Here is a 21496-nt window from a genome sequence, read left to right on the forward strand (position 1 = left end):
GCTTTGCATCTCAGGCCACCACCGCCACCGGATGGGCGCCCTGTTCCCGCGGCAATAGCCGGATATCGATATCGAACAACGCGGACAGCTGCGGTGAATGCAGCAATTCGTGCGGCGTGCCGTCGAAGAACAGCTCGCCGCGCTTGAGCGCCACGATGCGGTCGGCGTAGCGCGCCGCCAGGTTGATGTCGTGCAGGATGGCGATGATGCCGCGCCCCTGCTCGCGGTTCAGCGTGCGCAGCAGCGCCATCAGCTCGTACTGGTGTGCCAGGTCCAGCGCCGAGGTCGGCTCGTCCAGCAGCAGCAGCGGCGATTGCTGCGCCAGCAGCATGGCGATCCACGCGCGCTGGCGCTCGCCGCCGGACAGCAGGTCGGTCAGATGGCTGGCGTGGTGGCCGATGTCGGTGGCACGCATCGCCTGCTGCACAATGGCGGCATCGTCCGCCTGCCAGCGTCCCAGCAGCCCGCGCCACGGGTAACGGCCGAGGCGCACCAGTTCGGCCACCGTCAGCCCGGCCGCCTCCGGCAGCCGTTGCGGCAAGAACGCCACGCGACGGGCAAACTCGCGGCTGGAATAGGCGGCCAACGTTTGGCCGTCGAGACTGATGTGGCCGTGATCCGGCGCCAGCTGCCGCGCCAGCAGATTCAGCAGCGTGGATTTGCCGGAGCCGTTGTGGCCCAGGATCACGGTGAATTGACGCGGGTCCAGCGCCAGCGCCGGCAGCGCCAAAATGGCGCGGCCATCGCGACAGACGCGAATGTCACGCAGTGACAGCATCGGCAGACAACTCCTGTTTCAGCAGCGCCAGACGCGCTGCGGGTTTCAATTTCGGGCAGCTGCTGCACAGCTCGCCGTCGCAGCGGCGGAAGTGCTGGCAGCACACCTTGCGTTCCAGTGCCAGCTTGTGGCGACCATCGTCCAGCGTCACCGTCATCAGCCCGCTGGCCTCCGGTTGCGCCAGAGCGGCCAACCATTGCGGCGCCAGCGCCTGCAGCCGCGCATTGTCGTAACGCGCATCACAGCGCTGTACGAACAACAGCGCCGCCAGCAGGCAGTCGGCCTGCAAGCGGCCGGCCATCTTCGGATGCAGCTTCAACTGCTGGTTGATCATGGCCAGATACGGCTGGCAGGCCGCCTGCAGCACCTGGCCGGCAGCAGCGATCAGTGTGGCTTCATCGCCGTGCTGCAGATCGCCCTGCGCCAGGCTGAAACCGGCGACAAAACCGCCGCGCTGGCGCTGCGCCATGCCGCCCAGCGGCGGCAGGCAGCCCGCCAGCTGCACCGCCAGCACCGCCAGGTACACCGGCTGCCATACCAGCAGCGTCCACACCCGGCTGCCCCAGTAGTGCGGCCCCGCTTCCGGGTGTGCCTGCTGCCAGTGCTGCAGCAGCGCGGCCACCGGGTCGGGGTTGGCCGCATCGGCGGTCAGCGCATCCGGCGTGGCGGCATCAAGCGTGCCGTCCAGTCCCGGCAGGCAGCGGCTGATGGCGGCCAGCAGGCTGGCGGGATCGGGAACGGAAAGCAGTGGCGACATGCAGTAATCCGGCAGCAGCGGCACGCTCCGGGCTGGGGCCGTGCCGGCGATGAATGAAGTCAACACACCCGCCACACCCGCAGGGGCATGGCGGGCGCGGGCTTAGCGCGGCTTGAAGCGCGCGATCGGGTTCTGCAGCGTGCCGGCGAACTTGAGGTTCTTCGCCGGATCGGCCAGGTCGATCATCTGCTGGTTATTGCCCAGCTGCAGCCGGTTCAGGCACGAGCGGGTGAACTCCGGCGCGAACAGGTCATAGCGGGCGAACTTGTCCGCCAGCTGCGGCTGGCTGGCCTGGTAATCCAGCACGCACTGCGCCACCGCGCGCCAGAAGTCCTGCTCCGGCAGCGTGCCGCTGTGGTCGAGGATGGCGCCGATGAAGCGGAAGATGCAGTCGAACACGTCGGTGAACAGCGACAGGATCTTCAGCTCTTCCGGCACCTCCACCGCCAGACGTTGCACCCCGGCCGGCAGCCGCGCATGCGGGTTGAGAATGGCGCACTCCTCGGCGATGTCCTTCATGATGGCGCGCAGCGGCACATTGTTTTCCAGCTGCAGGATCAGGTTCTCGCCATGCGGCATGAACACCAGATCGTGGGCGTAGAAGCAATGCAGCAGCGGCGTCAGGTAGGCGGTCAGATAGCGTTGCAGCCACTGCCCGGCATCCAGGCCGGAGCTGCGGATCAGCGCCGGCAGCAGCGCGTTGCCGTCGGCATCGATATGCAGCAGCGAGGCCATGGTCATCAAGCGCTGGCCGGGTGCCAGCAGCGGCAGCGGGCTTTCGCGCCACAGCGCCGAGAACATCTTCTTGTACGGCGTGTCCTTTTGAATGCCCTGCTCGTAGTAGTGGTTGCGGAAACCGATGGCCGCCACCTCGCGCAGAATGGTGAAACCGTTGGCCGCCAGCAGCGGGTCGCTGGCCACATGGTTCTTGATCCACTCGTTGATGGCCGGGGTGGCCAGCATGTAGTACGGCGACAGCCCGCGCATGAAGCCCATGTTGAGGATGGACAGCGCGGTCTTCACATAGCGCTTGTGCGGCTGGCTGATATTGAAGAAGGTGCGGATCGACTGCTGCGCCAGATAGCCATCCTCGCCGTAGCCCAGGCACACGATGTGCTGCGTGGCCACGTCGGCGGCAAAGCACTGCGCCAGCTTGTTGAACCACTGCCACGGGTGCGCCGGCATCAGCAGATAGTCGTCCCCGTTCAGACCGCGCGCCGCCAGCTGGCGGCTGAAGGCGGCCAGGGTGTCGGCACCCAGCTCCTCCTCCAGCAGTTGCTGGTAGGACAGATCGCTGATGCTGCTGAAGGTGGCCTTGTCCTTGTGCACCGCCAGCCAGATCAGCCGCAGCGGCGACGCCGCTTCCGGCGCATAGTTGCCGTAGTCGGCGGCATCGAAGCCGATGCGGCCGTTGTTGGCGACGAAGCACGGATGGCCTTCCATCATCGAGGTTTCCACCGACTGGAAGTCGGCACGGGTCAATTCGTCGGCGGACAGCCCGGCTCGGCCATGCTTGAAGGCGCTGCCGTACAGCGTGCTGCTGATCTCGTCCAGGTACACCGGCATCATGTCGTCGCCGATGTTCAGCGCCGCCTTGAATTCGATGATGAACGCCAGCGCGTCCAGCGGCGCATCGTTGCCAGCGATCTGCTTGGCGATGGAGGCCGCATCGATGTCCCAGTGCTCCAGCGCCAGCAGGCGGGCGCGGAAGCGGTAGACGATGTCGCGCTCCGGCACCGGCAGGCGGTAGTCGCCCCAGTCGCCATCGCGGGCGGCCAGTTGCGGCTGCAGCAGCAGCTCGTGGGCGAATTCGGCAATGGCCTTGCGTAACAGCAGGCGGTTGACCTTGGCCCAGATTGCCGGTTGCAGGTGGGCAGCCGCCTGTTGCGGCTGGTCGAAGATGATGGTGTTCATGTGATGTCCTTTACTGGCCGCGCTGCAGCGCGGCCTGATGTTGTTCCCGGGTGCAGCAGGCGAGGTGCGCGCGCTTGTGCGGCAGCGCGAGCTCCTGCTGGTAGACGAAACCGGCGTGGCGGTTGATGACGTGGATCTTGTCGTTGCGCACGTCCGGCTCCACCACCACGCGCAGCGTGGCCGGATCGCGGAACAGGAACGCCAGGATCACGCGCATCACCGCACGGGTGAAGCCGGGGATGGGGCGCGTCGGCGGCGCTACCAGAAAGTGCATGCCGATATCGCCGGCCTGCACCGGGTAGTACTCGCCCAGCACGTCGTGCGCCGGGTCGTAGCACTCCAGCAGGAAGGCCGGCTCGCCACGGAACAGCCCGAGATAGCAGGCGGTATGCGCGCCCTGCTGCAGCGCGCGGTAGGCGTCTGTTACCTGTTGCAGCGTGGCATCCAGCATCCCCCAGTAGCGGGCGTGTTCCTGCGTTACCCAGCCATGCAGCAGCGGCATGTCGCCGGGCACCGCCAGCGGTCGCAGGCTGAAGTCGCCGACCGCCGGAACGTGGCAATCGGAAAGGTTGGCCGCAGCGTCAGCCGCCGGCGCAAAGGTTGTCGTCGTCATGGGTGATTCCTCAGGCGGCAGCCGGTTGCGGCTGCGCTGCCGCCAGCAAGGGATAGAGCAGCGCGCTCAGCACAAAGCCGGCGGCGGCGACCAGGAAAGGCGTAGCCAGCCCCTGCCCCGCCACCAGCAGGCCGGCGGCGTAGGAGGCGGCCAGTACCCCCAGGTTCTGGCAGAAGTTGATCTTGCTGTAGTCGGCGGCGTAGCTGGCCGGGGTGCCCAGCTGGAACAGCTGCACATCCAGCTGCACGGTGAGCTGGAACAGCGCCCAGCCGAACAGGCAGCGGCCCAGCAGCAGGCTGCTGCTATCCGGCAACGCCTGCAGCAGCAGGCCGCCGCAGCCCAGCAGCAGCATCGCCGGCAGGCTGCCCAGCGGCGCCTGCCCGGCCCGTGCACGGCGCTGGTTGTGCCACAGCCCGCCCAGCGCCAGCAGCGCCGGCAAGGCGAATACCGCCGCCGCCAGCCGGCTGTCGCCGATGCCGCTCACCGCCTGCCAGTGCAGCGCAAAGAAGGCGCGCACCAGGTAGGCACTGAAGTAGAACAGCAGCATCAGCAGCCCCAGCCGGTACACCCGCGCCAGCCGCACGGCATTGTCCGGCGCTGCCGGCGACGCCAGGTTGGCCGCAGCGGCCACCGGCAACGGGCAACGCCACAGCAGGTACAGGCAGATGCCGATCTGGATCGCGTCCCCCGCCGCCATCAGCAGGAACACCTCGCCGCCATCGATACCCTGCAATGCCAGCCCGCCGAGCAAGGCGCCGACGATGCCGCCAAAGTGCACGATCACCGACAGCAGCCCGACAGTGGCGGTGTGCTCGCCCTCGCCGGCCAGCGCCATCAGCTGTGGATACACCAGCAGGGAGCTGCCCTTGCAGGCAATCATCGCCAGCGACACCAGCCAGAAACCGGCCAGCGAACTGCTCCAGTAGCAGTACAGGCACAGCAGGCCGGCGGCCAGCTGGGTGAACAGCAGCAGCTGCAGCAGTGGCACATAGCGCACCACCCGCGCCCACAGCGGCAAGGCGAACATCACCACCAGGCACATCGCCGCCACATAGGCGCCGACATGCTGCGGATCGTGCATGCCGAAGCGGGCGGCAAAGAACTGCGGGTAGAACGGCAACAGCATGGCATCGCTTACCACCGCCACCGCGGTAAGGCCCATCAGCAAAAACGTCTGCCTCATGCGCTGAGCCGCTCCGCGCGATGTGCCGGCACCTGCGGCGCGGCAAACTGCTGGAAGGCGATGCGCCGCTCCACCGGATAGTGCTCCACGCCGCTGATGGCGCGGATCAGCCACGCATTGCGGTAGCACGCCATGCCCAGGTCCGGCGTCACCAGGCCGTGGGTATGCAGCTCGGCGTTCTGCACGAAGATCTCGCTGCCGGCGTGGTCGATGCTGTAGTTGCGGCCAACCTCGAAGCGGCCGCGAGCATCGCGGCGGATGCGGCCGGCGATCGGCTGCAGGAAGGCCGGTTCGCGGTAGCGGTAGCCGGTGGCCAGCACCACCGCCTCGCTGTCCAGCGTGAAATGCACGTCCTGTTCCTGCTGGTGCAGGCCGAGGCGGAAGCTGCCGCTGGCGTCGTCGTAGTCGCAGGCGGTCAGCGCGGTGTTGGTCATCAGCCGGGTATCGACTTCGCCCTGCAGCCGCTTGTTGTACAGCGCATCGTAGATGGCGTTGATCAGCGACAGGTTGATGCCCTTGTACAAGCCCTTCTGCTCCTGCATCAGCTGGTCGCGACGCGCCATCGGCAGGCTGTGGAAGTAGTCGATGTACTCCGGCGAGGTCATCTCCAGCGTCAGCTTGCTGTACTCCAGCGGGAAGAAGCGCGGCGAGCGGGTGAACCAGTTCAGCCGGTAGCCGCAGCGTTCGATGTCCTGCAGCAGGTCGTAGTAGATTTCGGCAGCACTCTGGCCGCTGCCGATGATGGTGATGCTGCGCTTCTGCTGCAGCTCGGCCTTGTCGGCGAGATAGCTGGCGGAATGGCCGATGCGGTCGGCGACATCACGGCAATTTTCCGGCAGCCACGGCACGGTGCCGGTACCCAGCACCAGATGGCGGCCGCGATACAACTCGCGCTCGCCACTGCGGGTATGCACGCAGTGCACGCTGTACACGCCGTCCTCGTAGCTGACCCGCTCCACGTAGCGCTGCCAGCGCAGCGCCGGCAGCTGCGCTGTCACCCACTGGCAGTACTGGTTGTACTCGTGGCGCATCATGAAAAAGTCTTCCTTGATATAGAAGCCGTAGATGCGGCCGCTGGTTTTCAGGTAGTTGAGGAAACTGAAGCGGCTGGTGGGGTCGGCCAGCGTCACCAGATCGGCTAGGAACGGCGTCTGCAGCGTGGCGCTGTCGAGCAGCATGCCCGGATGCCAGTTGAAGCCCTCGGCCTTGTCGAGAAACACCCCGTCCACGCCGGCCAGCGGCTCGGTCAGGCACGCCAGCCCGAGGTTGAACGGGCCGATGCCGATGGCGACGAAATCATGAATCTTGCTGTGCATGCTGTTGCTCCTCATGCCGACAGCGCCAGCGGCGCGCGGGTGGTGGCCAGATACTCGTCGCCGTAACGACGGATCAGCGTCGCCACCGCGGCCAGATCATCCAGCGTGGTTTCCGGGTTCAGCAGGGTGAACTTCAGGTACTGCCGCCCACCGACCCTGGTGCCGGCGATCACTGCCTCGCCGGAGCGGAAGATGGCCTTGCGGATGTAGGCGTTGGCCGCATCCAGCTGCGCGTCGTCCTGGGCACTATCCGGTGCATAGCGCAGCACCAGCGTGGACAGCTGCGGCGCGGCGGCGAACTGCAGCCACGCCTCGCCATGCAACAGGCGGTAGCCCTGCTGCGCCAGATCGATGACGTGATCGAACATGGCACCGATTTCGGCAGCGCCCATGCTGCGCAGCGTCAGCCACAGCTTGAGCGCATCGAAGCGGCGCGTGGTCTGGATACTCTTGTTGACCAGGTTGGGGGTACCTTCCTGCGCCGCGCTCAGCGGGTTGAGGTAATCGGCGTGCCAGGTCAGGTGGGCGAAGTCGCGGCGCTCGCGGGCGAAGAAGGCACTGCAGCTCACCGGCTGGAAGAAGGACTTGTGGTAGTCCACCGTCACCGAGTCCGCCAGCTCGATGCCGTCCAGCCAGTGGCGGCGCGTCGGTGACAGCAACAGTGCGCCACCGTAGGCGGCATCCACATGCAGCCAGATACCGTGTGCGCGACACTGGGCGGCAATCTCCGGCAGCGGGTCGATGCTGCCGAAATCGGTGGTGCCGGCGGTGGCCACCACCGCCAGCGGCACTTCACCGGCAGCGTGGCACTGGGCCAGCGTGGCGGCCAACGCCGATACATCCATGCGCTGGCGTTCGTCGCATGGCACGCAGATCACCGAGTCATAGCCCAGCCCCAGCAAGGCGGCGGATTTCTGCACGCTGAAGTGGCTGGCGGTGGAGCACAGAATGCGCAGACGACGGGCCTCCGCCGGCAGCCCGGACAGCTTCACGCTGTGACCACGGCGGGCGTGGTAGGTATCGCGTGCCAGCAGCAGCGCCATCAGATTGGACTGGGTGCCACCACTGGTGAACACGCCGTCGGCGTCCGGCCCCAGCCCGATATGGCCGATGGTCCAGTCGATCAGCTTCTGTTCGATGAAGGTACCGCCGGCGCTTTGATCCCAGGTATCCAGTGACGAGTTCACCGATGCCAGCACCAGCTCGGCCATGATCGCCGGCAGCACCACCGGGCAATTCAGGTGCGCCACGTAACGCGGATGGTGAAAGTAGACGGCATCGTCCAGATACAGCGCGGCCAGCTCGGCCAGTACCGCGGCCTGGTCGGCGGCGGGCGTATCCAGATCGATGCCGGCAAAGGCCGGCGCCAGCTCCTGCGGCAGCACACCGCTGAACGGCTGCGACACTGCGGCCAACCTGTGGCTCACCAGTTGCAGGCTCTGTTCGATGCCCTGGCGGAACGCCGCCAGGTTGTGCTGGTTGAAGAGATGCCGTTTGCCCGGCACGTCGGCAGCCGAATGCGTCTGGCGCTCGCTGCCTACGATTTGCTTGATGGACATGTTCAAGTCTCGCATGGCCTGTCATCACGACAGGGTGGGTGGTCCATGCCTGTATCCGGCGCTACCGGCCGCAGCCGCAGCGCCGTGCTGACACAAGCCTGTTACACGCGGGGCAGCAGCAAGCTGCGGCCCGTCTGCGTACAGGCGCCCGTCGCTTCGGCCGCGGCGGTGCGGCGTGGCGGGCGGTGTCGATTGTGGTGATCCATTCCGTCGTACTCCTGTCTGACATGGTTGCCATCATATTGCCAATGATAATAATTATCAATATGATTCGCACTGTTGCAGTACGGATTCGCTTCCGCAGGCAGCACACACCGGCGCAGCGGCTGGCACGGCCCTGCTCCTTCCACTCCATCGCAGCGCGATTCAACACACGGACACAGCTACATGCAGAACCAGAAACAGGCCCGTCGCCGCCAGCCGGCACATCAGCTGGGCAGCGCCCTGTGCATTGCCACCCTCACCCTGGCCGTCAGCCAGGCCTTTGCCGCCGACAGCACCACGCTGGATACCGTGGTGGTGACCGGCAATCAGGACGCCGGCGCCAGCGCCCCCACCCAGGGCTACACGGTGAAATCGAGCAAGAGCGCCACCAAGACCGACACGCCGCTGAAAGAAATCGCGCAGTCGGTCAGCGTGGTCACCCAGCAGCAGATCGAGGATCAGGGCGCGCAGACGGTGGGCGCGGCACTGGGCTACAGCGCCGGCACCTTCAATGGCGGCCGCGGCGCGTATGGTCAGTTCGATAACGTGGTACTGCGCGGTTTCAACGACGGCATGACCACCAACCAGTATCTGGATGGCCTGCGTCTGGTATCGGATGGCTCCACGCTGGCACAGATCCAGCTGGACCCGTATTTCATGGAGCGGGTGGAAGTGTTGAAAGGCCCCAGTTCGGTGGCCTACGGCACTACCGCACCGGGCGGCCTGGTGGCCTCGACCAGCAAGCTGCCGCTGGACAGCGCCTATCACGAAATCGAGCTTACCGTCGGCACTAACAAGCAGCGGGCGGCCGCTTTCGACTACGCCGACAGCCTGAGCGACGATGTCAGCTACCGCGTGCTGGGCAAAGCCTATGCATCGGATAGCCAGCAGGATTACGGTGCGGTGGAGAACTACACGCTGGCGCCGTCGCTGCGCTGGAAGATCGACAGCAACAACCGCCTGCTGCTGCAGGCCTACCTGTCGCACGCGCCGGATAGCGGCACCAACGGTTCGCTGCCGTATGAGGGCACCGTCGTCGCCCGCAACGGCAAGACCCTGTCCAGCCGCTTTTACGATGGTGCGGCCAACGATGGCGTGATGCGCGAGCAGATGTTCTACGGCTACCAGTTCGAGCACGACTTCAACGACAACTGGCATTTCCGCCAGAACGCCCGCTATCAGGAAGTCTCGGTCGACGGCACCTATGCCTACCAGTACGGCTGGAGCGGCAACAGCAACCAGTTGATCCGCTACGCCACCGCCGAGGATGCCAACACCAAGACCCTGCTGCTGGATAACCAGCTGAGCGGCAAGTTCGCCACCGGCAGCGTACGCCACAGCCTGCTGGCCGGCCTCGATTATCAGGACATGGACAGCAGCGACAACATCGGCTCTGCCGCGCTGAGCAACCTGGATACCGACAACCCGAACTACAACGTCGCCTACGGCACCATCACCAAGTCCCACTACCAGCGCAGCAACCAGCAGCTGGGCAGCTATCTGCAGGATCAGCTGGCATGGCAAAACTGGCGCGTAACCCTTGGCCTGCGCAACGACCACGCCGAGGTGTCGCCGTACAGCGAGAGCAACAACAGCAATAACAGCTGGCAGGGCGACAAGCTCAGCAAGCAGCTGGGCGTCAGCTATCTGCTCGGCGATGCCCTGGTGCCGTACTACAGCTACAGCGAGGGCTTCAAGGTCAGTGGCGCCGGCAATGCCGACCAGAACGGCAAGATTCTCAGCCCGTCCACCACCAAGCAGCATGAGCTGGGCATCAAGTACCAGCCGGATGCCGACACCCTGCTGACCGCCGCCGTCTACCAGCTGGAGCAGAGCAACGTCGCCTATTACGACTCCAGCGTGTACTACTACAAGCAGGTAGGTGACGTGCGCTCGCGCGGTCTGGAGCTTGAGGCCAAAACCAAGCTCACCCGCAACCTGAGCCTGCTGGCCAGCTACACCCGCACCGATATGGAAATCGTCAAAGGCCTGAGCAGCGCCACCACCGGCAATACCCCGGTGATGGCGCCGGAGAACATGGCCACACTGTGGGCCGACTACAACCTCGGCAACGGGCTGGGGCTGGGAGGCGGCGTGCGTTACATCGGCAGCATGTGGGCCGATAACGAAAACACCGCCAAGCTGCCGTCCTACACCCTGCTGGACATGGCACTGCGTGTCGATCTGGCCCGCTACGCCGGCATGAAAGGCACTTCGCTGCGCCTGAACGTCAGCAACCTGCTGGACAAGGAATATGTGGCGTCTTGCTACGATCTGACTGGCTGCTACTACGGCGCCCGCCGCAGCGTCAGCGCCACTGTCAGCTACAAGTGGTAAGGCCTGCGGCCAACGTTGGCCGCAGCCGGAAAAGCAACAGCCGGATCGTTTGATCCGGCTGTTTTTGTCGGTGCGGTACGCGTTACTGCGGGTCGTTGAAGCTCAGCGGCTGCGACAGCACCAGTTCCACCTCGCAGCGCAACAGCACGCCGGAACCCGGATTGGTAATCACGCCATCGGCGATACCGATCGCCGCCAGATTGCGGCGCAGGCGGTAGATCAGGTTGTAGTAACTGGAGTCCCCGACTTCACGGCCGCGGCCTGCCCATACCAGCTTGATCAGGCCGTCCTTGTCCAGCCCGTCGCGCGGGAACGCACGCAGCAGACGGTATTCGTTGGCGCTGACTTTCTGCTGCTGGCCGGTAAGCGGATTGATGATGTAGCCCTGGGGAGAAAGCTGGATACGCGAAGACATGCACTGACCTTTTCTGTTGCCCGATGCCCCGGCAAGCTGCGCGATACGGCGCTTGTGGCGGCCGGGCAAAACCATCTTGCGGCAGTCAAAAATGTATCGTCAATGCTTCTATAAATGATTTTGCTATTTTGCACATTTTGAACGTTTTACCGCACAGATTGCACATTTATTGCCAAAATCGCGAGCTGCCAGTAGCATGGCGGCCGCAGCGCTTTCTGCCCGGAATCGACATGTCAGACCAGGAATTCTTCACCACCCGCCAGGCCGCCGAAATCATCGGCGTCAGCTACAGCACCATCCAGCGCATGGTGGAACAGGGCCAGCTGAAGGCCTGGAAAACAAATGGCGGCCACCGTCGCATCAGCCGGGTCTCGCTCACTGCCTATATCACCGGCAAGGCGGCGCGCAAGGCACGGTCGCAACTGCTGGTCTACCACGTGGAGAAGCAGGAACAAAAACGCCAGCAACTGGCGCAGATGTTGACGGACTGGCAGCTGCCGATCCGCGTGCGCACCTTTGATGACGGCATCAGCGCGCTGGTAGCCATCGGCCAGGAACGGCCGGATGTGCTGATCATCGACCTGCTGATGCCCGGGGTCAGTACCTTCGATCTGCTGCAGCTGCTGCAGCAGCCGAGTCACCCGCTGGAAGGCATCGATATCGTGCTGACCAGCGATATGGACAATAACGCGGTACAGCAATGGGCCAGCCTGCCGGCCAACGTGGTGTTCTATGGCTACCCGCTGCCGCAACAGCAGATGCAGGGTTATTTCCAGGCCAAGGCCCAGGTGCTGTAGCCGGCAAGCGGCAGGCAAAACAAAACCCGCCAGCGGCGGGTTTTGTCATCTCAGCGCGGCGCTCACTCAGGCCGGCGTACGCTTGGCCAGCTTGAGCTTGCCGGACAGCCAGGTATGGTCGTAGCTGACGATCTCGAACGGGTTGCCGAACGGATCGACAAACGACAGCGAGCAGAAGAAACCGTGGTCACGCACGCTGTCACGCGCAATGGTCTGGCCTTCGCTGTTCAGTACCCGCTCACCGGCCAGCTGATCGATCCACTCCAGAAAATCCTGGCCACTGACCACAAAGGCGATGGCGCCGGAAATCGCTCCGGCACCGTCCTCCTGGCTGATGGCCAGTCGCACGGTGGAACTTGGATTCGCCATCATGACGACACCGTGCGGCCCCTCCTGCATGTGGCGGTAGCGCGCATCCGGTGCCAGGCCCAGCACGCGGCTGTACCAGTCGGTAGCGCGCGCGCTGTCGCTGACGCGGATGTGGATGTGATCGATCTTGCCCAGACTACGCATGCTGTCCCCTAAGCCGGCCACCAGCAGTATGCGGCGGCCAATATCTGAATTCTAACCGGTTTTACCGGTAACACAGCAACGACTATGCCCGCGGCCGCAGCAGCGGCGCCAGATAATGGCCGGTATGGCTGGCCGGGTTGGCCGCCACCTGTTCCGGCGTACCGCAAGCAATAATCTGGCCACCGCCGGCACCGCCTTCCGGCCCCAGGTCGATCAGCCAGTCGGCCGTCTTGATCACGTCCAGATTGTGCTCGATCACCACCACGGTGTTGCCGTTTTCGCGCAGGCGGTGCAGCACCTGCAGCAGCAGGTCGATATCGTGGAAATGCAGACCGGTGGTCGGTTCGTCCAGGATATACAGCGTGCGGCCGGTATCGCGCTTGGACAGTTCCAGCCCCAGCTTCACCCGCTGTGCCTCGCCGCCGGACAGCGTGGTGGCACTCTGCCCGAGGCGGATATAGCCCAGGCCGACATCCATCAGCGTCTTCAGCTTGCGCGCCACGGTCGGCACCGCGCTGAAGAACTCCAGCGCCTGTTCCACCGTCATCTCCAGCACTTCGGTAATGTTCTTGCCCTTGTACTGCACTTCCAGCGTTTCGCGGTTGTAGCGCTTGCCGTGGCACACATCGCACGGCACGTACACGTCCGGCAGGAAGTGCATTTCCACCTTGATCACGCCATCGCCCTGGCACGCCTCGCAGCGGCCGCCCTTGACGTTGAACGAGAAACGCCCCGGACCGTAGCCGCGTTCGCGCGACAGCGGCACGCCGGCAAACAGTTCGCGGATCGGCGTGAACAGGCCGGTGTAGGTGGCAGGATTGGAACGTGGCGTGCGGCCGATCGGGCTCTGGTCGACGTTGATCACCTTGTCCAGATGATCCAGCCCTTTTACCACGCGGTACGGCGATGGCTCCTCGCTGGCGCCGTTCAGGTCACGGGCAGCAATCTTGTACAAGGTGTCGTTGATCAGCGTGGACTTGCCGGAGCCGGAGACGCCGGTGATGCAGACCAGCATGCCCAGCGGCAACTCCAGCGTCACGTCCTTGAGGTTGTTGCCGCTGGCGCCTTCCAGCGTCAGCAGCCGCTCCGGGTTCACCGCGCGACGCTCGGCCGGCAGCGCGATAGCGCGGCGGCCGGACAGGAAGTCACCGGTAATGGAATCGGTACAGGCGGCCACTTCTTCCGGCGAGCCGGCCACCAGCACATTGCCACCATGCTCGCCAGCGCCCGGCCCCATGTCTACCAGGTAGTCGGCAGCGCGGATGGCGTCTTCGTCGTGCTCCACCACGATCACGCTGTTGCCCAGGTCGCGCAGCCGCATCAGCGTGGCCAGCAGGCGGTCGTTATCGCGCTGGTGCAGGCCGATGGACGGTTCGTCCAGCACGTACATCACGCCGGTAAGACCGGAGCCGATCTGGCTGGCCAGCCGGATACGCTGCGCCTCGCCGCCGGACAGCGTATCGGCTGAGCGTGCCAGGCACAGGTAATCAAGGCCGACGTTATTCAGGAACGACACCCGCTCGCTGATTTCTTTGACGATCTTCTCCGCCACCGCCTGTTTCTGGCCGGCAAACTCCAAGCCGGCAAAGAAGTTGGCCGCATCCTTCAGCGCCATCTGGTTGATCTGGTGCAGCGTCTTGCGGCCGATGAAGATGTGGCGGGCTTCCAGCCGCAGGCGCGAGCCATGGCAGGACGGGCAGCACTGGTTGTTCTGGTACTTGGCCAGCTCCTCGCGCACGGTGCTGGAGTCGGTTTCGCGGTAGCGGCGTTCCAGGTTGGGGATGATGCCCTCGAAGCTGTGCGCGCGCTGGAACTTGGTGCCGCGCTCGGACTGGTAGGTAAAGTTGATTTCCTCGCGGCCGGAGCCGTGCAGCACCACGTGCTGCACCCGCTGCGGCAGCTCTTCGAACGCCAGCTCCAGCGAGAAATCGTAATGTTCGGCCAGCGCCTGCAGCATCTGGTAGTAGAACTGGTTGCGGCGATCCCAGCCCTTGATGGCGCCGGCGGCCAACGTCAGCTCCGGATGCGCCACCACGCGCTTGGGATCGAAGAAGGTTATCTCGCCCAGGCCATCGCACTTGGGGCAGGCGCCCATCGGATTGTTGAACGAGAACAGCCGCGGCTCCAGCTCCGGCAGGCTGTAGCTACACACCGGGCAGGCAAACTTGGCGGAGAACCAGTGTTCCTGGCCGCTATCCATTTCCACCGCGATGGCACGGCCATCGGCGTGGCGCAGCGCGGTCTCGAAGCTTTCCGCCAGCCGCTGCTGCATGTCCTCGCGCACCTTGAGGCGGTCGATCACCACCTCGACGGTGTGCTTCTTGTTCTTGTCGAGCTTGGGCACCGCCTCCAGCTCGTACACCTCGCCATCGACACGCACGCGCACGAAGCCCTGCGCGCGCAGATCTTCGAACAGGTCGAGGTTCTCGCCCTTGCGGCCAACGATGACCGGCGCCAGGATCATCACCCGCGTCTCGGCCGGCAGTGCCAGCACGTGATCCACCATCTGGCTTACCGTCTGCGACGCCAGCGGCACGTCGTGCTCCGGGCAATGCGGGTCGCCGACACGGGCAAACAGCAGGCGCAGGTAGTCGTGGATTTCGGTCACCGTACCCACGGTAGAACGCGGGTTGTGGCTGGTGGCTTTCTGCTCGATGGAAATCGCCGGCGACAGGCCCTCGATCAGATCTACGTCCGGCTTTTCCATCAGTTGCAGGAACTGCCGCGCGTAGGCCGACAAGCTTTCCACGTAGCGGCGCTGCCCTTCGGCATACAGCGTATCGAACGCCAGCGACGACTTGCCGGAGCCGGACAGCCCGGTAATCACCACCAGCTGGTGCCGTGGCAGGTCGAGGTTGACGTTCTTGAGGTTGTGCGTGCGCGCACCGCGGATGCGGATGGAGTCCATGCCTGTCTCACCGTGATTCGGGGAACCTGCTACTATACCGGACTTGGCGTACCGCGCTCTACCCGCCGGGCAATGCGGGTATCACGCCGCGGTTACCTGTTGAAACGTAAAGCAGAACCCGCCCGCGTTACACTGTACCGGCAGCTTGTCCCCTGCGTTGCTGCCCGCTTAGCCTGAACACACTCCGAATGACTGCACTCGAACTGCGCGCCAGCCTTGGCCTGGCCGGTATCTACGCCCTGCGCATGCTGGGCATGTTTCTCATCCTGCCGGTATTCGCCCTGTATGCAAAAGATCTCGGCGCCACGAATCATCCCGCTCTGATCGGCATAGCGCTGGGCAGTTACGGCCTGGTACAAGCCATCCTGCAACTGCCGCTGGGCATGCTGTCGGACAAGGTTGGCCGCAAGAAGGTGATCTACTTCGGCCTGCTGCTGTTTGCCGCCGGCAGCTTTGTCGCCGGCAACGCCCACGATATCACCTGGCTGATCATCGGCCGCGTGATCCAGGGCTCCGGCGCCATCTCCGCCGCCATCACCGCGCTGCTGGCCGACCTGACCCGCGAGGAAAACCGTACCCGCGCCATGGCGATCATCGGCATGAGCATCGGCACCACCTTTGCCGTCAGCCTGGTACTGGGACCACTGCTGGCCAAGCATATCGGCGTGGATGGCATCTTTACCCTCACCGGCATCCTGTCGCTACTGGCACTGATCGGGGTGTGGAAAGTGATTCCGGACCCGGTGGTGTCGCGCTTCCACTCCGATGCCGAGGCCAACACCAAGCGCCTGCCGGCAGTACTGAAACACCCGGAACTGCTGCGCCTGAACTACGGCATCTTTGCGTTGCACGCCGCGCAGATGGCGATGTTCGTCACCATCCCGTTTGCCCTGACCAGCACCGGCCACCTGGACAAGGCCGACCACTGGCAGGTGTATCTGCCGGTAGTGGTCGCCGGTTTCTTCCTGATGGTGCCGGCCATTATCTACGGCGAGAAAAAGGCCAAGCTCAAACAGGTATTTGTTGCGGCCGTCGCGCTGATGACTGCCGCGCAACTGGGCATGGCACTGGCACTGTCCAGCTTCTGGATGATTGTCATCTGGCTGACCTTGTACTTCATCGCCTTCAATATTCTGGAAGCCACCCTGCCGTCGCTGATCTCCAAGATCGCGCCGGCGGACGCCAAGGGAACCGCCATCGGCGTGTATAATACGTCCCAGTCTATCGGCCTGTTCCTTGGCGCCGCACTGGGCGGCTGGCTGTACGGTCACTTCGGCGCTGCCGGCGTGTTCGGCTTTACCAGCCTGCTGATGGCCAGCTGGCTACTGCTTGCCATCACCATGGTGCCGCCCAAGGCAGTAAAAACGCAGATGTTCCATCTGGACGAAAACTGGCGCGGCGACAGCAGCACCCTGTCCGGCAAACTGCTGGCCCTGGATGGCATCAGCGAAGTGGTGATCATGCAGGACGAAGGCGTGGCCTATCTCAAGGTCGCCCAGCAAGGCTGGGATGAAGCCGGCGTGCGCAAACTGCTGCCCCTTGCCAAGCCATAGTCATGGACAGGCCTTACCGCTACACTGCGCAGGCGTGCCGGAAACCGGCGCCCTGCTCGATTGAATTTTCCGGAGAACTCCATGAACAGCATTACTTTTGATGGCCGTCTGGCAGCCGACGCCGAGCTGCGTTACACCCCCAGCGGCGAGCCGGTGCTGAGCTTCCGCGTTGCCAGCGACATCGGTTTCGGCGAGCGCAAGACCACCAACTGGTTTAGCTGCCAGGTATGGGGCAAGCGTGGCGAATCGCTGAAGAACTACCTGGCCAAAGGCCAGCAGGTTACCGTATACGGTCAGCTGACCCTGCGCGAGTGGACCGACAAGGAAGGCGTAAAACGTACCTCTCCGGACGTGCGCGTCAACGAACTGTCGCTGCAGGGCGGCCGCCGCGACGACATGCCACCGATGGACGACGGCTACAGCGCCCCGGCTCCGCGCGCCGAAGCACCGCCGGCCGCGCCACGCCGCATGGAGCCGAAACCGGCCCCGCGCATGGATGACATGGACGACGATATTCCGTTCTAATTTACACCTGAGAGTATTTGTAAAGTACTCCCCCAAAACCCCCGCCCTGCGGGGGTTTATGCATTAACGAAGATGCCCAGCCTCAAGCTGCAGCCAGACGGCCTGAAGCCACGAATTTGATCGGCAGTTTGACTGGCTTCAGATCTGAGCCACGATGCTGAATCGCTTTTAGTACAGAAAACGCCGCACCCAGTACGCACGGGATAAGCCCGCCAGGGGGCCGGGGCGGCTCGGGCATTCCTTTATTTGCGCCACGAAACCAGTGCAGGTCAAAACCTAATCGACAGACAGATGCCAGCGTGCCAGAGCATCCAGTTTGAGCGCCGGCCAATGCTGCAACCAGCAACAGTGGTGGTCGAAATCCGGCATTTCCACCAGCTCGGGCCGCCGCTCTACCGGAAAGCGGGCAACATAGGCAGCCACCGGCATGCGGCCAACCTGTTTGTCCAGAGTGCCAACATAGTGGCGTTGCGGCACCCACTGCAAGCGCCGCCAATCATCCGCGGGGTTAAGCGAGCCAGTCAGCGGGGATAACCGTTTATCCTGCGCCCAGACCAGATGGTCCAGGCTGGACGCAATGGTAATCAAACCAGCAACATCTTGCCGACGTGCTGCCAATAACGCGGCAAGGGTTCCTCCTCCGGAATAACCGACCAGCAAGAGCCGCTGCGCGCGAAAGCGCTGCTTGAGTTGATCCAGTGCCTGATTGCTGGCCTGCACGACTTCTGGCGCAAACCGCAGCCTGGTCCAGAATACTTGCCGGCATGGACTCTCTTCTGCAGACCCATACTGGCAGGGGCGCGCCAGATAGGCAGCCGGCTGACGATCGCGCAAGGCAAGTTGCAGCGCCAGCGGGTTGGTGGGTGTGGGGTCCGCAGAAGGCGTATCCGGTGATAGCCAGGCCAGGCCGTCTCCTTCCAAATACACCGTCAACATGTTGGCCGCGACAGGCGCGGGAGGCAGGTAGGCTCGCAGGCGGAAACTGTCGCTTGGCAAACTGGTGGCCTGCCAGCCATGCTCTGCTGCCAGGGTGTCTGCCGTACTGCGTCGCTGTGCCAGATCCGGGATCTGCACACAGGCAGCGACCAGCAACAGCATGGCCGCAGTCAGCATTCTGCGCGCGACATACCCGCATCCGCTTTCCGTTTTGCCCTTGTTCATGCAATGAACTCCACCCGGTCAACCCTATCTACCGGCAGCTCGGATTGCTGCCATTCCTGCTCGCCCATCACCAGAATTAATGCCTCCACCTTGCGGTCGGTCAGCAGCGCCAGACAACGCTGGTAGCAACCGGCGGCCTGCAGGTAATGCGGCCGCCCGGCCGCATTCTCGCTCTCGCCAGCGCTAACAAGGTAACAGGCCCGCCCACTAGCAACCAGATCGTCGCGCCGCTGGCGAGCGGCAATCAGTGCCTGCTTGCCGCCGACATAGACCTCCAGCGGAATACGGCCGCCATGCGGAAACAGCCGCCGCAACAGTCGCGGCATGGCCTGCAGCGAACTGTCGCTGGCCCCCAACGCCGGCGCCGCATTCACCTCATTGATGATGGCGCCGTTGCAATACCAAGGCTGGCTGATATCAGGGGTGATCAGATCGATACCAGCCATCTCCAGTCCGAACAATGCCGCAGCCCGCACCGCCAGCGCCAGGTTGTCCGCATGGGCGACAGTCAGCATGTCTTCGTCACGGCCGCCATCGGCACTGGACTCTATGTCTCGCAACGCCACCCACTGCCCGGCGGACGGCACGGCATCAAGCTGCCAGCCGGCTGCATGCAGACAGGTTTCACTGCGCATATCCGCTTGCAACGGCGGCGGACGACGCCACGGCGGCAACTGCAGAGCCTGCATGTTGGCCGCGGCAATCAGTGCGCGGATAGTTTGCCGGCCATCTCCCTGCACTGCTACCGGCAGGCGCCTGACGACATACATCACCTCGCCTTTTACCACCAGCAGACGATGGCAATACCCCGCCGCTTGCTGTTCTACCAGCAGCGGTAGTCCGAACTGGCGACCTCGCGCAAAAGCTGCCAGCAGACCGGCATCGTCCCGCAGATTGACGCTGACCCCTTCCCCGCGGTCACGCGCCACCGGCTTGATCACCAGCGGCCAACCCAGTTGCCGTGCCGCCGCCAGGGCCTGCGGCTCACTGCTGGCCAGTAGATGGCGCGCTGCCGGCAGCCCGGCGCCTTGCAACCACAGGGCAGTCAGCTGCTTATTACCTGCCACCTGGATACCGATCGACGAATCGCTGTCCAGCCGGCTGGTAAATGCATGCCGCAAGTTGCAGCCCCAGCCAAGCTGGAAAACGCCATTGCCCTCATGCCGCCATGGCACATCGGCGGCAGTTGCCGCCAGTAGCAGAGCCATGGTCGATGGTGGCGCAATGGCGTGCGGCAGCAGCTGTGGCAGTAGTTCACGTGTCAAATGGTCAAAAAACGGCAAGGGGGTCGCCTCTGCTTCCGGCCTGGCCAGCAGTTGCAGCAGCCAGTTGCAGCACGCCTCGCAAACCTGCAATACCGGCAACTCGGCCACGCCATCCGGCAAAGGAAACCGCAGCTCACAAGCCCAACCTTCCCGCGCCAGCGGAACAACAGAACTCACCACTGGCTCATCCGTCAGCGGAATGCCGCAGCCACGTAACACGCTGGCGGTAGCAGCCGCGATGCGTGCCGCCAGCTGTCCGGCGACCGACGGCTCAACGGCAGTATTTACGGCAGGTATGTCGTACTCCAGCCAGGACAACAAGCAGCTATCAACCACAGTCCAATCCTCTGCCGCAGGCAGCGCCGGAAGGCGGATGGTTAATTGCGCCCCCTTCGGGCATGACATGACAGCATGACTCATGGGTATTCATTTCCAGCAGCCAGATGTTGCCGCAGTAGTCTCACCAGTTGGCCGCAATCGGCTGGCTCGGCGTCACCTGGCAGGGGGCTGAGAATTTTGTCGCTCACCAGCTCCAGGCGCGAGATCTTGTCCAGCGGGATGCCCTGCTGCAACCAGTGATCCTGCTGCAGCACCACCAGCAAAGCTTGCACATGCGGCTGACGCAACATTGCCTGCACACAGGCAAAGCTGCCATTGACGGCATGTACCTGTGGCAAACCCTGCGGGTCGAGACACTGTGTTTCGCTGCAGATAAAGCAATTCACTCCGCTGGCTATCAACTCGCGCTGCCGTTGAAGAGCCGCAATCAGTGCATTGTTGTCACCGACGAAAACCTCTACCGGAATACGACCACCAGCAGGTAGCAGTCGTTGCAGTAACACGGGAAGATAGCGCGTCATGTTGGCATGGTCCGCTTGCGGCGCATGATTGACTTCAAGCACCACGGCACCATTGCAATGCCAGGGAACACTGATGTCGGGAGAGAGAATATCCACCCCGGCCATGCTCAGGCCCAACCGACGGGCGGCACGGCATGCCAGTTCGATATTGTCCGGATGTATCTGTGTACTCAGGTCATCGTCCTGCGAGCCCTCCAGATTACTGGGCACTGCCCGCAAGAATATCCGGCAGCCGGCAGCGGGTACGCTGTCCCAGTTGTAGCCTTGCTGCGCCAGACACACGGCGGCCTGCACATCATCCGGTAACGGGGGCAGACGTTGCCATAACAACTGCGCCTTCCGCCGCAAATTCTCTGCGGCCAACAACTGGCGGATAGAGTGCCGTCCATCGGACAGCAAACCTGCCGGCCGCCGGCGTGAGACAAACAGGACCTCCCCCGCGACCAGCTGGACATGGTGGGTATCGCCGGCAATCTGACGCTCGACCACGACACCACACCCCAGCCTGGCGGCAGCAGCATAGCCAGCACGTAGCTCGGCAGTGGCTGTAACGGCCAGTGTCACGCCCTGCCCGCCGACACTGCCCGCCGGTTTGACCACTACCGGCGCCCCCAGCTCGGCCAGCGCCTGTAACGCATCGGCTTCGCTGCCGACCTGGCGTTGTGCCGCCAGAGGCAGGCCAGCAGCAGCCCGCCATTGGCGGGTCCGAACCCTCTTTCCCCCACTCTTGGTGCCCCCGTCTCTTTTACACCTCTTACCCCGCCCCCCGCATTCAACTGGGTGGACCTCGTGGTCTGCCTGTCATTTATCACAAAACTAATGCACATATGTTCTATGT

At 64.0% G+C, this 21496-nt stretch carries 16 protein-coding genes and 1 pseudogene; 4 read left to right on the plus strand and 13 right to left on the minus strand.

Annotated features, from left to right (window positions below):
- Positions 1-10 precede the first annotated feature (10 nt).
- The 7 genes from HU218_RS06700 to HU218_RS06730 all read right to left on the minus strand — a co-directional run bounded on the left by HU218_RS06700 (position 11) and on the right by HU218_RS06730 (position 8120).
- Positions 11-778 (minus strand): ABC transporter ATP-binding protein, encoded by a 768-nt coding sequence (locus tag HU218_RS06700; RefSeq protein WP_174874167.1) that lies wholly within the window; start codon positions 776-778, stop codon positions 11-13.
- The gene (locus tag HU218_RS06705; protein WP_174874168.1) at positions 762-1535 is read right to left on the minus strand and encodes a siderophore ferric iron reductase; all 774 of its coding nucleotides are present in this window, start codon (positions 1533-1535) and stop codon (positions 762-764) included. Before HU218_RS06705 ends, HU218_RS06700 begins: the two co-directional genes overlap by 17 nt.
- Positions 1536-1637: 102 nt before the next feature.
- Positions 1638-3449: an IucA/IucC family protein gene (locus tag HU218_RS06710; RefSeq protein WP_174874169.1), complete on the minus strand. Its 1812-nt coding sequence runs from the start codon at positions 3447-3449 to the stop codon at positions 1638-1640.
- A gap of 10 nt (positions 3450-3459) precedes the next feature.
- Entirely contained in the window at positions 3460-4062 is a 603-nt protein-coding gene (locus tag HU218_RS06715; protein WP_174874170.1) for a GNAT family N-acetyltransferase, read from the minus strand.
- Positions 4063-4072: 10 nt separating this feature from the next.
- Complete coding sequence (locus HU218_RS06720) at positions 4073-5245, minus strand: MFS transporter (RefSeq protein ID WP_174874171.1); 1173 nt, start codon at positions 5243-5245, stop codon at positions 4073-4075.
- Positions 5242-6561 (minus strand): lysine N(6)-hydroxylase/L-ornithine N(5)-oxygenase family protein, encoded by a 1320-nt coding sequence (locus HU218_RS06725; RefSeq protein WP_174874172.1) that lies wholly within the window; start codon positions 6559-6561, stop codon positions 5242-5244. The genes HU218_RS06720 and HU218_RS06725 overlap by 4 nt, the downstream gene beginning before the upstream one ends.
- A gap of 11 nt (positions 6562-6572) precedes the next feature.
- Positions 6573-8120 carry a pyridoxal phosphate-dependent decarboxylase family protein gene (locus tag HU218_RS06730; protein WP_174874173.1) on the minus strand — a complete coding sequence of 516 codons (1548 nt, stop codon included), beginning with the start codon at positions 8118-8120 and terminating at the stop codon, positions 6573-6575.
- A gap of 387 nt (positions 8121-8507) precedes the next feature.
- On the opposite strand from HU218_RS06730, the gene HU218_RS06735 reads away from it, so the two are divergent.
- A complete protein-coding gene (locus tag HU218_RS06735) occupies positions 8508-10661 on the plus strand; it encodes a TonB-dependent siderophore receptor (RefSeq protein ID WP_174874174.1) in 2154 nt (717 codons plus the stop codon).
- A gap of 82 nt (positions 10662-10743) precedes the next feature.
- On the opposite strand, the gene HU218_RS06740 is transcribed toward HU218_RS06735, so the two are convergent.
- The gene (locus HU218_RS06740) at positions 10744-11076 is read right to left on the minus strand and encodes a winged helix-turn-helix domain-containing protein (protein WP_174874175.1); all 333 of its coding nucleotides are present in this window, start codon (positions 11074-11076) and stop codon (positions 10744-10746) included.
- 230 nt (positions 11077-11306) lie between these two features.
- Here HU218_RS06740 and HU218_RS06745 point away from each other — a divergent pair, with 230 nt between their 5' ends.
- A complete protein-coding gene (locus HU218_RS06745) occupies positions 11307-11873 on the plus strand; it encodes a MerR family transcriptional regulator (protein ID WP_174874176.1) in 567 nt (188 codons plus the stop codon).
- 66 nt (positions 11874-11939) lie between these two features.
- On the opposite strand, the gene HU218_RS06750 is transcribed toward HU218_RS06745, so the two are convergent.
- Positions 11940-12386 (minus strand): VOC family protein, encoded by a 447-nt coding sequence (locus HU218_RS06750; RefSeq protein ID WP_174874177.1) that lies wholly within the window; start codon positions 12384-12386, stop codon positions 11940-11942.
- 82 nt (positions 12387-12468) lie between these two features.
- On the minus strand, positions 12469-15294 hold the full coding sequence (uvrA, locus tag HU218_RS06755) for an excinuclease ABC subunit UvrA (RefSeq protein WP_174874178.1): 2826 nt from the start codon (positions 15292-15294) through the stop codon (positions 12469-12471).
- 188 nt (positions 15295-15482) lie between these two features.
- Here uvrA and HU218_RS06760 point away from each other — a divergent pair, with 188 nt between their 5' ends.
- A complete protein-coding gene (locus HU218_RS06760) occupies positions 15483-16847 on the plus strand; it encodes an MFS transporter (RefSeq protein WP_174874179.1) in 1365 nt (454 codons plus the stop codon).
- A gap of 81 nt (positions 16848-16928) precedes the next feature.
- Positions 16929-17372 (plus strand): single-stranded DNA-binding protein, encoded by a 444-nt coding sequence (locus tag HU218_RS06765; RefSeq protein WP_174874180.1) that lies wholly within the window; start codon positions 16929-16931, stop codon positions 17370-17372.
- A gap of 276 nt (positions 17373-17648) precedes the next feature.
- Here HU218_RS06765 and HU218_RS06770 read toward each other — a convergent pair whose 3' ends face one another.
- The 3 genes and pseudogenes from HU218_RS06770 to HU218_RS06780 form a co-directional block, all read right to left on the minus strand.
- Positions 17649-18533 carry an alpha/beta hydrolase family protein gene (locus tag HU218_RS06770; RefSeq protein ID WP_217450743.1) on the minus strand — a complete coding sequence of 295 codons (885 nt, stop codon included), beginning with the start codon at positions 18531-18533 and terminating at the stop codon, positions 17649-17651.
- Positions 18530-20134 carry a hypothetical protein gene (locus HU218_RS06775; RefSeq protein WP_174874181.1) on the minus strand — a complete coding sequence of 535 codons (1605 nt, stop codon included), beginning with the start codon at positions 20132-20134 and terminating at the stop codon, positions 18530-18532. Before HU218_RS06775 ends, HU218_RS06770 begins: the two co-directional genes overlap by 4 nt.
- 80 nt (positions 20135-20214) lie before the next feature.
- Positions 20215-21342: pseudogene (locus HU218_RS06780) on the minus strand (ATP-binding protein); the annotation flags it as partial.
- Between the last annotated feature and the right edge of the window lie 154 nt (positions 21343-21496).

This window comes from Vogesella oryzae (assembly GCF_902829295.1).
GTDB classification, from domain to species: Bacteria; Pseudomonadota; Gammaproteobacteria; order Burkholderiales; family Chromobacteriaceae; genus Vogesella; species Vogesella oryzae.